The organism is Clostridium aromativorans (genome assembly GCF_020908015.1).
Lineage (GTDB): Bacteria > Bacillota > Clostridia > Clostridiales > Clostridiaceae > Clostridium_B > Clostridium_B aromativorans.
Genome location: NZ_JAJJPB010000009.1, coordinates 103468 through 116014 on the forward strand (window position 1 = coordinate 103468; position 12547 = coordinate 116014).

Annotated in this window: 14 protein-coding genes; 6 read left to right on the plus strand and 8 right to left on the minus strand. The window is 34.6% G+C overall.

The features are described 5' to 3' along the window. Positions 1–67 precede the first annotated feature (67 nt). Complete coding sequence (locus LN736_RS09110; RefSeq protein ID WP_150357514.1) at positions 68–445, plus strand: YopX family protein; 378 nt, start codon at positions 68–70, stop codon at positions 443–445. 70 nt (positions 446–515) lie between these two features. Here LN736_RS09110 and LN736_RS09115 read toward each other — a convergent pair whose 3' ends face one another. Together LN736_RS09115 and LN736_RS09120 are read right to left on the minus strand one after the other, a co-directional pair. Next, a complete protein-coding gene (locus LN736_RS09115; RefSeq protein ID WP_150357516.1) occupies positions 516–1052 on the minus strand; it encodes a macro domain-containing protein in 537 nt (178 codons plus the stop codon). Positions 1053–1116: 64 nt separating this feature from the next. After that, a complete protein-coding gene (locus tag LN736_RS09120) occupies positions 1117–2217 on the minus strand; it encodes an Ldh family oxidoreductase (RefSeq protein ID WP_179976912.1) in 1101 nt (366 codons plus the stop codon). A gap of 251 nt (positions 2218–2468) precedes the next feature. Between LN736_RS09120 and LN736_RS09125 the strand changes: the two genes are divergently transcribed. The 5 genes from LN736_RS09125 (at position 2469) to folK (ending at position 6315) form a co-directional block, all read left to right on the plus strand. Continuing rightward, entirely contained in the window at positions 2469–3350 is an 882-nt protein-coding gene (locus LN736_RS09125; RefSeq protein ID WP_190972219.1) for a diaminopimelate epimerase, read from the plus strand. A gap of 160 nt (positions 3351–3510) precedes the next feature. Further along, a complete protein-coding gene (folP, locus tag LN736_RS09130) occupies positions 3511–4329 on the plus strand; it encodes a dihydropteroate synthase (protein ID WP_179976914.1) in 819 nt (272 codons plus the stop codon). 86 nt (positions 4330–4415) lie between these two features. Then, entirely contained in the window at positions 4416–4973 is a 558-nt protein-coding gene (gene folE / locus LN736_RS09135) for a GTP cyclohydrolase I FolE (protein ID WP_229981413.1), read from the plus strand. 4 nt (positions 4974–4977) lie between these two features. Further along, positions 4978–5466 carry an HD domain-containing protein gene (locus LN736_RS09140; RefSeq protein WP_229981414.1) on the plus strand — a complete coding sequence of 163 codons (489 nt, stop codon included), beginning with the start codon at positions 4978–4980 and terminating at the stop codon, positions 5464–5466. Between the two features lie 21 nt (positions 5467–5487). Next, on the plus strand, positions 5488–6315 hold the full coding sequence (gene folK / locus LN736_RS09145) for a 2-amino-4-hydroxy-6-hydroxymethyldihydropteridine diphosphokinase (RefSeq protein WP_229981415.1): 828 nt from the start codon (positions 5488–5490) through the stop codon (positions 6313–6315). Between the two features lie 44 nt (positions 6316–6359). Here folK and LN736_RS09150 read toward each other — a convergent pair whose 3' ends face one another. The 6 genes from LN736_RS09150 to LN736_RS09175 all read right to left on the minus strand — a co-directional run bounded on the left by LN736_RS09150 (position 6360) and on the right by LN736_RS09175 (position 11825). Beyond that, positions 6360–7604: a S41 family peptidase gene (locus LN736_RS09150; RefSeq protein WP_229981416.1), complete on the minus strand. Its 1245-nt coding sequence runs from the start codon at positions 7602–7604 to the stop codon at positions 6360–6362. A gap of 32 nt (positions 7605–7636) precedes the next feature. Beyond that, positions 7637–8362: an ABC transporter permease gene (locus tag LN736_RS09155; RefSeq protein ID WP_229981417.1), complete on the minus strand. Its 726-nt coding sequence runs from the start codon at positions 8360–8362 to the stop codon at positions 7637–7639. 66 nt (positions 8363–8428) lie between these two features. Continuing rightward, positions 8429–9181, minus strand: a complete 753-nt coding sequence (locus LN736_RS09160; protein WP_229981418.1) for an ABC transporter permease — start codon at positions 9179–9181, stop codon at positions 8429–8431. Continuing rightward, positions 9182–10090 carry an ABC transporter ATP-binding protein gene (locus LN736_RS09165; protein ID WP_150357532.1) on the minus strand — a complete coding sequence of 303 codons (909 nt, stop codon included), beginning with the start codon at positions 10088–10090 and terminating at the stop codon, positions 9182–9184. Positions 10091–10215: 125 nt separating this feature from the next. Beyond that, positions 10216–11133 carry a sensor histidine kinase gene (locus tag LN736_RS09170; RefSeq protein ID WP_150357534.1) on the minus strand — a complete coding sequence of 306 codons (918 nt, stop codon included), beginning with the start codon at positions 11131–11133 and terminating at the stop codon, positions 10216–10218. A gap of 2 nt (positions 11134–11135) precedes the next feature. Beyond that, positions 11136–11825: a response regulator transcription factor gene (locus LN736_RS09175; RefSeq protein ID WP_179976917.1), complete on the minus strand. Its 690-nt coding sequence runs from the start codon at positions 11823–11825 to the stop codon at positions 11136–11138. Positions 11826–12547 lie beyond the last annotated feature (722 nt).

The window sequence follows — 12547 nt, forward strand, 5'->3', positions numbered from 1 at the left end:
AGCAGAGTTTGCTGAAAAGCTCACAGTAATGGTGAATCAAATTAAAATATAAAGGAGTGAGTATTGTATGAGAAAATTTAAATTTAGAATTTGGGACAGTAAAAATAAATGTTTTTATATAAGTGAAAATCCTTATCTTGAAGATGGAGTAAAAGAAGAAGGTAGATTTATAACTACAGAATTTACAGGTTTGAACGATAAAAATGGAAATGATATCTATGAAGAGGATATTATAGGGATAAATCAAGAGGAAAATTCCTTGAGATTACCTGTCAAGTTTGGCAGATATTCCTTTGATAAATTGATAGGCGAGTGTGGAGAGATCAGTGAGGCCACGGAACTGTATGGTTTTTATGTAGAAAATGAATATTTATACATACAAATGCTCAAGGGGAATGTGGAGGTGCTAGGAAATACTTTCCAGAATAAAGAGGTTTTGGAATAGTTAAAATATAAGAAAGGGAGTGCTGTAAAACTATTTTTTGAAATAGTTTTACAGCACTCTATTTTTATATCTAGATATATTTTTTACCCTCCTTGAGGAAAATATCTGTAGTTTTATCATCATGGTTGCACATGACAATAGTTTTCAAATCTATATCATCTTTTCTGAGAAATTCTACTGAAGTTTTAAGAAGTATTTCTGCACATTTTTCTTTTGGAAATCTGAATACACCGGAGCTTATGGCCGGAATTGATATAGAAGTTAAATTATAGGACTCCGCCAGATTAAGTACGCTGGTCATGGCTTTTCTCAGTTTATTTTCTTCATTTCCCTCTCCCATTATTGGCCCTACAGTGTGTATTACAAATTTGGCTTTTAAATTATGACCATATGTTATGACAGCTTTTCCCACAGGCAGAGTGCCTATTTTTTTTATGATTTTATCGCTGTCTTTTTGTATTTCAATTCCACCTGCCCTCACTATGGCTAAAGCTGCCCCTCCACCATGACTTAGAGAGCTGTTTGCAGGATTTACTATTGCATCACTTTGCTCTTTGGTTATGTCTCCTTTTTTGATTAAAATTTTTTTATTACCTATTTTAATCATACTCGTTACCTCCTCTAAAAATATTTTGAGATAGGAAATGGTTAATAGCTGAGATTGAAATCTCCTAACTCTTGACTTTAATGATATAGTCATTGGAATTTATATGGAAGAATTGGCATATATCATCTATTTCATGAAGAGTTGCATCATTTATCGGAATTCCATTTTTAATTTTGTCATTATAAGATTCCACTTCTTTTTCACCATGGGTATATATCCTGACGGCTCCTTTTGCTTTTTTGGAACTTCTAAGTTCATCTAAATATTTTGAAAGTCTGCTTTCAATGGATTTTTTATCTCCAAATATACCATAGTCTACTGCACATAAAAAGTGACAGGTACCTGAACCGCCAGATCCGTCAAGATGGACATAATTTCCAGTAGAGCCCCCTGATAAAATTGCTGTGAATATTTCAACCGCTAGAGCAAAACCGTATCCCTTATGTCCTCCTGTTAATTCTTTAGAACCTCCAAGTGGGAGCAATCCGCCTCCCAGCTTTCTTGGTACATTGTACAGTATATCATAGGGGTCAGTGGTTTCTTCTCCATCTTTATTCAATGCCAGGCCCAAAGGAAGGGGTTCATGTTTTTTATTATAGACTTCAATTTTACCTCTAGTTACTACACTAGTGGCCATGTCCATTAAAAATGGATAGGGTTCAGCTGGTATAGATATAGCGATGGGATTTGTGCCGAGCATGGCTTCTTTGCCAAAAGTGGGTACTATGACAGCTGGTGAATTTGTCATTGAAATTCCCATGAGGCCTGATTCCTCTGCCATCTTAGCATAGTATCCTGCAATACCGTAGTGATTGGAGTTTCTTACAGAAACCATGCCAATCCCTGAAGCCTTAGCTTTTTCTATGGCAAGATTCATGGCTCTTTTACCTGTTAATTGTCCCATGCCGGCCTGACCGTCTATAACTGCGGATATGGGTGTTTCTTTTATGATTTTTGGACTGGAGTCAACTATTATCAAACCCTGTTTTATTTCACTGTAATATTTTACTAATCTCTGAATGCCGTGGGATTCAATGCCATATAGATCTGATAATAACAATACATCTGTAATAGTTTTACTGTCCTCCGGGTTAAATCCAAATTTTTCAAAGACAATGTGGCACAGCTTTTTTAGTCCTTCATATTTGACTTTTGAATATGTCATTTTTATCCTCCTATAAACACAATAATGTAGTTAATGGCTGGGGTTTAAACTTTTAATGAAGTTAAAAATTTCTTCATCAATTTTAGTTCTTAACTCTTAACTGCATAATAATATATTACATATTATAATAGTATATTTTGGTGTTTAATTCCAGTATGTTTTATACAGTAAATAGCATTATATTGAAATAATTGAAGCTATCAACTATAATAATGTTAATCATTTAAGGAAATTGGTGTAATTAATATTATTTGGGTATTGATATTTCAATGAGGGAGATGTTTGATACTATGGGCGGAGGGTACAATTATGTAAAGGTTAATCCAGCAGAAAATATGACTATATTTGTATTGGACAAGGTTAACAGAAACCAACAGCCCAAAATGGCAAATAAATTGATGAATTATAATAGTATTCATGGAGAACAGGTAGGGTTTATTGAAAGCCCAAAGACATTAGAAGGTAAAAGACAAGATGTTATCAGGCTGCAGATGATGGGTGGGGAATTTTGTGGAAATGCCGCTAGATCTTTTGCCGCATGTATGGTATTTTTTCATAATTCGACTATAAAGAAAATAAAAGAAAGATATTTTACCAGTTTTGAAATATCAGGAGTGAATGAATTAATAAACTGTGAGGTAAGGAATACCGAAAAAGAAAATGTTTTCTACTCCAAAGTTCAAATGCCTTTGCCGCAAAAAATTGAAAAATGTAGTTTTTCAATTGATGGCAAAAATATAGAAGTAAAAAAAATTGAGCTCTGCGGAATTACACATTTTATTGTGGATGCAGATGAAATTGAAAATAATGATGATTTGTTTTCAATGATAAAAAGATATATGGATAGAGAAAAATATGATGCATTTGGTATAATGTATTATGATCCACTGAAATATTTTTTGACACCTTTAGTGTATGTTAAAGCTACTGACAGTTTGTTATGGGAAAGAAGTTGTGCATCTGGAACTACAGCTTTGGCAGTTTCACTTACTTCTAATGAAGGTGAACATAATTATACCATAAATCAGCCTGGAGGAATTTTAGAAGTTTCGACATTCTATAAAAATAATAATATTAAAGAATTGACATTGGCTGGACCAGTGGAGATAGTAGCAAAGGGAGTATTTTATTAAAGAACATACACATAGTAGTGATTATCTCCTACTTTGAGAAGTTTGGGAGTATTAACACTTGTAGCGTTCGGATAAAATAGAATTGTTTAAAGGACAACGGTGATTAAGTGTGTTTTTGCATTTGCATCTGCAAAATAAAAAATGATGGAAGGTAAAAATAATGAGTAAGATATTAAGAATAGGTGATAAAAATTTTGAAATTGGTAAAAAAACCCATATCATGGGTATACTAAATGTTACGCCGGATTCTTTTTCCGACGGCGGAAAGTTTAATAGTATAGAGCGTGCTATAGAACATGCTAGAAAGATGGAAGCTGAAGGTGCGGACATAATAGATGTGGGAGGAGAATCCACAAGGCCAGGTCATATGCCAGTGGATCAGGAGGAAGAAATTGAAAGAGTGATTCCTGTAATAGGTGCGCTTAAAAAATATATAGATATACCTATTTCAGTAGATACTTACAAGGGAAAAGTGGCAGAGGAAGCTTTAAAAGCTGGAGCAAACTTCATAAATGATGTATGGGGCTTCAAAAAAGATCAGTATATGGCTGAAGTGGCAGCTCATTATAAAGTTCCATGTTGTCTTATGCACAATAGAAATAATAGAAATTACAAAAATTTAATGGAAGATCTGTTGAGCGATTTAAAGGAAAGTGTGGATATAGCTTTAAAAGCTGGAGTAGATCCGGAAAATATAATATTGGATCCAGGTATAGGCTTTGCTAAAGACTATGAACAAAATTTAGATGTCATGAATAACTTGGAACAGCTTTCAAAGCTGGGATATCCGGTTCTTCTGGGAACATCCAGAAAATCCATGATAGGAAATGCATTAAAACTTCCCACAGATGAAAGAGTTGAAGGTACTATAGCTACAACGGTGATAGGCATAATGAAAAATTGTGATTTTGTGAGAGTTCATGATGTGAAAGAAAATAAAAGAGCGGTAATGATGGCAGATGCAATATTGAGAAGATAAAGTGTCTGAAAGGTATATTGTAATCTATTTTAGATGCATGGGAGGGGAGAATATTGAGTATTCACTGCTCAATATAACTTATTGTGATGGATGATAATAAAATTAAAAAGGCAGTAAAGATGATTATTGAAGCTATAGGGGAAGATCCCGAAAGAGAAGGGCTTATTGAAACTCCAGATAGAATTGCCAGAATGTATAGAGAAATTTTTTCAGGATACAATGAGAGTCCTGAAAAACATCTAAAAAAGGTATTTACGGTGAACAGTACTGATATAGTATTGGAAAAGGATATTGTATTTTATTCCATTTGTGAACACCATCTTATGCCTTTTTATGGTAAAGTACATATTGCCTATGTTCCCAATGACAAAGTGGTTGGCTTGAGCAAATTGGCCAGGACTGTGGAGGTCTTTGCGAAAAGGCTCCAGCTCCAGGAGAGAATGACCGTTCAAATTGCTGATTCAATAATGAGATATTTGAATGCCAAAGGAGTTATGGTAGTTGTAAAGGCTGAACACATGTGCATGACCATGAGGGGAGTAAAAAAACCTGGAAGCAAGACTGTTACTACGGCTACCAGAGGAATATTCAAAGAGGACTCCAGATATAGGGAAGAAGTATATAAAATGCTCAATGTAGAATAAAAGTGTGGTGCTTATTGTGGAAAAGGTCAATGCCATATTGAAAAATCATGATTTTTGCAGATATCTGTCTCGGATAGATGATATGGAAAGAACCAGGAAATTTTGCAGGCACGGCATCTGCCATCTTATGGATGTCGCCAGAATTGCATATATAATGGTGCTTGAAAAAAATATAAAAGTGGAAAAACAAATAATATATGCAGCTGCACTGCTCCATGATATAGGAAGAGGGGAGCAGTATGAAAAAGGTACACCTCATGAAATTGCAGGTGTTAAAATTGCCAAAGATATATTGGAAAAATGCGGGTTTGATGAACATGAGAAAAGGCAAGTGCTGGATCTTATAGGCAGTCATAGAAAATCAAATAATTGGGATTCATTAAAGAAGATATTTTATAAAAGTGACAAGATATCAAGAAAATGTTTTATGTGCAGTGTATTTTCCGACTGCAGCTGGCCGGAGGAAAAGAAAAATTACGGTATTGAGTATTGATGCGCAGTTAGGAGGTCCCAGATGGATGTTATATATATAGAAGATTTAGAGGTTTATGCACATCACGGAGTAAATCAAGCTGAAAAAGATATGGGCCAAAAATTTTTGATATCTTTAAAATTGTATCTTGATTTAAGAGATGCCGGGAAGCATGATGATCTCAGCAGTACCATAAATTATGCAGTGCTCTGCAATGATGTGGAAGGGGAATTCAAAAAGAAAAAATATGATCTTATTGAAACATCGGCAGAAGTTCTGTCAGAATTTATATTAAAAAAATATGCAAGGGTGAAACGGGTAAAAGTGAGAGTTAAAAAACCCTGGGCACCCATAGGCAAGCCGCTTAAATGGGCAGCAATTGAAGTGGACAGGCGTTGGCACAGAACTTATATTTCTGTGGGCTCCAATTTGGGAGACAGAGAACAGAATATAAAAGATGCTGTCCATATTATAAATTCTTCTGATTCGAGCAGAATAGTCAAAATGTCCAAATTATATGAAACAAAGCCTGTAGGATATTTAAAACAAGGTGATTTTTTAAATGGAGCCCTGGAGTTGGAAACCTTACTGACTCCGGAAGAACTTATAGATTTTTTAATGCAGGTGGAAAAGAAGTTAAAGAGAGAAAGAAAAATAAAGTGGGGTCCCAGAACTCTGGATCTGGATGTGGTTTTATATGATAATCTGGTTACTGCAGATGAAAAGATAGTCATACCCCATCCGAGAATGCATAAAAGGTTGTTTGTATTAAAACCTCTGTGTGATATTGCACCCTATGTTGTGCATCCTGTTTTAAATGCCAGAATAATAGATTTGACCACTGAATTGGAAAAAACAGAAAAAATGTAAAGTAATCCAGCCTTTTGAATTTATACTCTTCAAAAGGCTGCTTTTTACTTGTTCGTGATATAGTTGAGCACAGGATCTCTTTTGTCTATATAATCCCCTATGGAGATTTCAACTATCTTATCAGGACTAAAGGTATTGTCATTATCTCTGGAGATTCTGTTGAACTGGGTGGAATATTGTATACTTATTTTTGAATTGGGAAGATCAAAAGTTCTTACAGCTCCAAAATGATTTGGTTTTCCGCTGGTTTCCTCACCTACAAAACTGGCGTTGGTTTCATCTCTCAATTGAACCAGGTTTATTAGTGCAGAGGAAAAAGTTGCCCTTCCGGTTATCACAAAAAATCTGTCTTTATTATTGAGTTTATTGCTTTTTATCCACTGTATAATTGAATTCATGTATTTGTCACTGCCGCCGGGATTGTCCCGCATGTCAATTACAAATTTATCCACAGGGTGAGTATCCATGAATTTAAGCATTTTGTTTGTAAAGTCCTCCAGGGATTCATTTTCTTCCTCCTCGCATTTGTTGTATTTGAAGTACAGCAGCTTTTTACTTTCCACATATTCATACCAGTAATTCAAATTGCTTTTTTGCCGGTAAAGTGGGTAAGAGCTGTCAGGTTTACCTGCTGCAATAAATTTGCCTTTTAAGTCATGGGCAGGTTTGGGATCTATATTCAAATCAAATATGTTTCCATGTATATCTTTAAAAGTGAAAGCAGTGTTTTTTGCAGGATTTACAATTTTGAGCCCATGAAGGATGTCTGCATTCATAAGGTATTTTGGAAGGCTCTTTTTTATCATGGCATAATTGTCTTTCACAATAAGAGGCAAAATATGTTCTTTTACTTTTTCCACATCCATGTCATCTATTTTCAAAAGCTTTCCATAGAGGGATCTTTTGTATTGAGCGGTGGTGTTTATGACGTAAATACCATCCTTGAAATAATAAAATTCAAAAGGATAGATATGATCTGGCTTTTTATAGGCAGAAGTATGACTGTCTCCCAGTGAAGCAGTTATTCTGTAAATTCCTGCAGTTATTTCGTCGTCGTTAAGCTTTGATATGGAATTTTTCAAATTCTCCATTTCGCTGTTGAAATTATTTTCACTGATTTTTGGAAAAGCATCCACGTGTTTTTGGGGAAGGGCATTTTGCAGGTAGTTTAAGTCCTTTTCCCATCGGGTATCCCTGCTGCCGCCCAGATATTGAGTTTCACAGGCTGCAAGTGACAAAGCAGAACATATAATGGATATACATATGATGATTTTTATGAATTTATTCATTTCAAACTCCTTTTCATGTTTAAGTATAAGCTCTAGACTATATCCTGACTGCAGAAGCTGTACAGAGAGGTGGAAACAAATAATATAAAAATGGAGACAGTGCCTATTATGATGCAGCTGAAGCGGATGTCTCTTAAATTGTAGATGTATGCTGCTGAAATATAGGGGTAGGCAGTAGGTATGTATTCAAGATGCTCTGTCTTATCTATCAGCAGGGTGTTCAATACAAAGGATAGAATTCCGTATAAAGAAGGTATTGTCATATTTTTGCTCATATTTACGATCAGTACTGGAATGGGAATCAGCAAGAACTGAAAAAGCAGGGAACATGCCTGGGCTTTAACAGTGGTTATCATCAGGGAATACTCTGGTATAGCTCCGTGTAAAAAATAATAACTGACAGGTATGGACAAGCTTTCGACTATGTATGTAATGAATATGAGAACATAAATTGAAATTAATTTTCCCATAAAAATTTTAAACCTGCTTACAGGGTAGGTATACAATGTGCTGGCAGTCTTGTCTGAGAATTCCCTTGAGAAAACATAGGCTGCAGCAAGTGTAAAAAGTATGGGATATATCATTAGAAAATTTATCTGGTCTATGTTGTAGGCATATTTTTCGTAAATCATCTCACTTTCTGTAATAAATCTTGCCAGAAACATGAGTATTGTCATGGACGTGCCTCCGATTAAGATAAGGGAAGATGTATAGCTTCTTTTTAATTTCAAGAGTTCACAGTATATTATGTTTGGCATTTCAAGGCCTCCTTATTTATTCTGAAATTCAAAGTGCAAAAAGTAAGTTTCACAGAAATCTGACAATCACTCCATATCCATGAATTTGCAGCAATAAATGCAGAAAAGGATGGATATGGAAAGGATGAATATAATATTTGTGAAAAGAAGTATAAAGTCAATGGGATCTCCCTTGTAAAAGAAGTATATGGGAAGTGAGGGAAGCATCAAAGGTGACATCTGGAGATATATGCCTCCTGCAGCCATGAAGAATGAAGATGAAACTGCTGCCAGTATTCCGTAAACCAGGGGAAAGACAATATTCTTTGTAATTATTCCAATGAATACAGGTATAGAAATTATTAAAAACTGAAATAACATGGAATAAAGATTGACTTTTATATCCGTAATTATAAAACTCAGAGATGGAAGTTCCTCCCAGGCTATGTACAAGGCAGCGTAAACAGCGGCAAACTGGCATATGTACACAAACAGGATTATCAAATATATGGCAATTAGTTTGCCTGCAAATATCTTTATCCTTCCAAAGGGGTAGGAGTAGAGAACATTGGCGGTTTTATCCGAGAATTCCCTTGAGAAAATATAACCTGATATAAAGGCAAAAAATATAATATACAAAAATTGAAAACACAATAATTCTGTACTGGTTCTGTAATCTTTAACCAGGGTACTTTTAAGTGCATCAGATATACCTGTGTAGTCATTGGAAAGGGACATAACACATTGAACAAGGGGTATGAAGATGGAAGCAATGATAGATGCAATGATCAGGTAGGATCTTTTGAGTTTTAAAAATTCACCATATATTATATTGAACATCTATTTTCCTCCTGTAAGCCTGAGAAAATGATCCTCAAGGCTGTCTATCTTCAAACATATCTCTTCTACAGACAAGTTATTTGAAACTAAAATCCTGTTTATATTTGAAATTTCCTGAAGCTTTTCATAAACCCGCAGATTATTCTTCTCCCAGATAATGTAGTCATGTATGTTCAGCTTTTCCTCCAGAACAAAAGAAGCTTTTTTATCGTCATTTACTTTTATGTTTATATAGTGCCTGTTTCTCTTCTGGAGTTCATCATAGGATATTTCCTCCAGAAGAGAACCTCTGTGGATTATCCCAATTTTTGTGGCCATAAGCTGAATTTCACTTAGAATATGACTTGAGATCAAAAATGTAATATTCTGCTTGTGGCACAGCTCCAGTATAAGTTCTCTGATTTCCTTTATGCCAGTTGGGTCAAGGCCGTTGGTGGGCTCGTCAAGTATGAGAAATTCAGGGTGATGAAGGAGGGCTCTTGCTATTCCAAGTCTCTGCTTCATGCCAAGAGAAAATTCCTTTACTTTTTTATTTTTAACATCCCTTATATCCACCAATTTCAGGGCTTCATCTATACAGTTCTTTCCCTGAATGCCCATCATTCTCCTGTGTATTTCCAGATTTTCGCCTGCTGTTAGATTTGGGTAAAATCCGGGATATTCTATTATAGAGCCTATTTTCTGGAGAAGATATCTCCTGTTTGCCGATTTTTGTGAAAACAGTTCTATTTCTCCGGAACTTGGTTTTACCAGCTGCATTATCATACGTATGGTGGTGGTTTTGCCGGCACCGTTTTCTCCAAGAAAACCGTATATGTCACCTTTTTCTATGGTCATGTTTAAATTGTCCACGGCAGTGAAATTTTTAAAATATCTGGTTAAATTATAAGTTTTTAGTATGGTGTCCATTTTATTTCCTCCAGTTTTTTTGATTCCTGATATTGCAAAAAGGATTATGTCTATAATATACAACATAATCCTTACATAGTTTTTACAGGGCTCTTACAATTTTCTTACATTATGGGTAATTATGATCACTTGGTTTTGAAGGTGATTTTGAATTCTGTTTTTTTGAGAGGGATACTGGACAGGTCAATACGGCCATTCAAGGATTTTACCAGTTTTTTTACTATACTTAAGCCGATACCGCTGCTTTTGGTGTTTGAATTTCTCGATTTCTCCACAGTATATAACCTGTCAAATATATAATCTATTTCATCTTCAGGTATTCCAATACCGTTGTCCCACACAGATATAAAGATCATATTCTCGTTATAATTGATGTCTATACCTATTTTTGTAGCTTTTTCTGCATATTTCAATGAATTACCTATTAAATTGCTGAAAATCCTGTTTAGAGATTTTTCGTCTGAATTCATGTATATGTTTTCCTCTTGAAAATTCAATTCAGGTTCAATGTTCAAGCTTCTCAATTCATTGAAGAATGAAATTATATTCTTTCGTGCAGTCTCGCATATGTTGATCTTGTTTATATCCAGTTTAAAATCATTTGAATCTATTTTTGAAAGCTGGAAAAATTCCTCCAGGGTGCTGTAAAGATAGTTACCTTTATCACATATTATTTTCATGTATTTTTCTTTTTCAAAAGGCTGTAGTTTTGAATCACTCATCAGGAGCTCCATATACCCTAGAATGGATGTAAGCGGAGTTCTCAAGTCGTGAGATATATTTGAAATCATTTTTTTATGGGATTCTTCATTTAATTTGTTCTTTACGTCAACCTTCTGAAGCTTTTCTGCCAATGCGTTTATTTTCACCACAAGTCTGCTGATAAAACTTATGTGAGTCTGAAGCCGTATTCTCTGATTCAAATTTCCATGGAGTATTTTATCAATATAACAGCAGATATGATTTAATGCTTTATAAATATAAAGAATAATGAGGACCATAAGAATTAATGTAATTATTAAAATACAATCAAATATATCCATAATCAATCTCCAAGTTTATAGCCTATTCCCCATACAGTCAATATATATTTTGGCTGTTTCGGCATATCTTCAATTTTATCTCTGAGTCTTTTTATAGTTACCATGACAGTATTGTCATCCTTAAGGTAATCGTCTCCCCATACTCTGCTGAATATTTGTGCCTTAGTAAATACCTGCTTTGGGTTCTCCAAAAATAGTTTTAAAAGCTCAAATTCCTTTGGAGTGAGGTTTAATTCCCTGTTGGTCTTGAACACTTTGTGGGCAAGAGTGTCTAATTCCAATTTTTCATGTTGGAGGCAGGAGTATGAAGAGGTATTTTGATTGTATTTTATGTACCTTCTGAGTTGGGATTTTACTCTTGCTGTTAATTCTTTCGGGGAAAAAGGTTTTATCATATAGTCATCGGCACCAAGAGTGAGTCCTGTTATTCTGTCACATTCCTCAGTTTTAGCAGAGAGAATTATAATTGGAAGGGTGCTTTTTTTCCGTATTTCTCTTAGAACATCAATGCCATCCACATAGGGCAGCATTATATCAAGTATGATCAGCTGAAAGTCATTGTAATTTTTACAAAGTGCATCTCTTCCATTAAAACATTGTGTGATATCGTAATTTTCTTTTTTTAAAGTCTCACATATAAGGTCGTTTATTTGTTCGTCATCTTCTATTATTAATATTTTAGGTATATTCATATAAGGGCCTCTCTGTTTTTTACTTATATTATATAAGAATAAAAAGGTATTTATCAATAATTGTATTTTAATTAAGGTGAAATTAACGTAACCTGAACCTGGCGTGTCAATATAAGAATATTGAAGAAAAAAGTAGTTTATATCGGAAAAACATAAGATAAATTTATATAATAAATGCATATTATGAAGAAAGTAGGAGAAAATATGATAGAATATCAACTGTTGTTGAAAGCAGATGTGATGCCGTGAGGCTCATATCCAATATGTATTTAGTTTTATTTTGATAATTATCTAAAATATATTGACAAAAATGCAAACAGATGATATACTATAAAAGCTGTCTTAAAGAAGAACAGGCAGCTTGAGATGATCCTTGAAAATTGAACAGAATAAATATAGGGAAACTTATATGAGAATAAACCAGCAATTCTTTTGAGCTGCGATGAGCAGCAAAGAAAGTAATTTCGTAAGTAATATGCTTGAAATTGACAGTAACGAGTACAGCAAGGAAAAGGCCGAATGAGGAGCAGAGTTTACTTAGGTAAATGAGCACCGGAATGAAGCATTTGACGAAGCTGGACGAAGTTAATGGCAATTTCCAACAAAGGCAGTAAGTCTAAAATTGTTAGTGACGAGCAAGACAAGGAAAAATGCGAAGGAGGAACAGAGTTTACTTGAGTAAATGAGTACCGCAGTGAGTATTTTGACACAGTATTGCGAAG

What these genes read in the sequence shown, in the direction of transcription:
- LN736_RS09110 (WP_150357514.1), top strand. Translation starts at nt 68, where the DNA reads ATGAGAAAATTTAAATTTAGAATTTGGGACAGTAAAAATAAATGTTTT.
- LN736_RS09115 (WP_150357516.1), bottom strand. Translation starts at nt 1,052, where the DNA reads ATGATTAAAATAGGTAATAAAAAAATTTTAATCAAAAAAGGAGACATA.
- LN736_RS09120 (WP_179976912.1), bottom strand. Translation starts at nt 2,217, where the DNA reads ATGACATATTCAAAAGTCAAATATGAAGGACTAAAAAAGCTGTGCCAC.
- folP (WP_179976914.1), top strand. Translation starts at nt 3,511, where the DNA reads ATGAGTAAGATATTAAGAATAGGTGATAAAAATTTTGAAATTGGTAAA.
- folE (WP_229981413.1), top strand. Translation starts at nt 4,416, where the DNA reads ATGGATGATAATAAAATTAAAAAGGCAGTAAAGATGATTATTGAAGCT.
- folK (WP_229981415.1), top strand. Translation starts at nt 5,488, where the DNA reads ATGGATGTTATATATATAGAAGATTTAGAGGTTTATGCACATCACGGA.
- LN736_RS09150 (WP_229981416.1), bottom strand. Translation starts at nt 7,604, where the DNA reads ATGAATAAATTCATAAAAATCATCATATGTATATCCATTATATGTTCT.
- LN736_RS09155 (WP_229981417.1), bottom strand. Translation starts at nt 8,362, where the DNA reads ATGCCAAACATAATATACTGTGAACTCTTGAAATTAAAAAGAAGCTAT.
- LN736_RS09160 (WP_229981418.1), bottom strand. Translation starts at nt 9,181, where the DNA reads ATGTTCAATATAATATATGGTGAATTTTTAAAACTCAAAAGATCCTAC.
- LN736_RS09165 (WP_150357532.1), bottom strand. Translation starts at nt 10,090, where the DNA reads ATGGACACCATACTAAAAACTTATAATTTAACCAGATATTTTAAAAAT.
- LN736_RS09170 (WP_150357534.1), bottom strand. Translation starts at nt 11,133, where the DNA reads ATGGATATATTTGATTGTATTTTAATAATTACATTAATTCTTATGGTC.
- LN736_RS09175 (WP_179976917.1), bottom strand. Translation starts at nt 11,825, where the DNA reads ATGAATATACCTAAAATATTAATAATAGAAGATGACGAACAAATAAAC.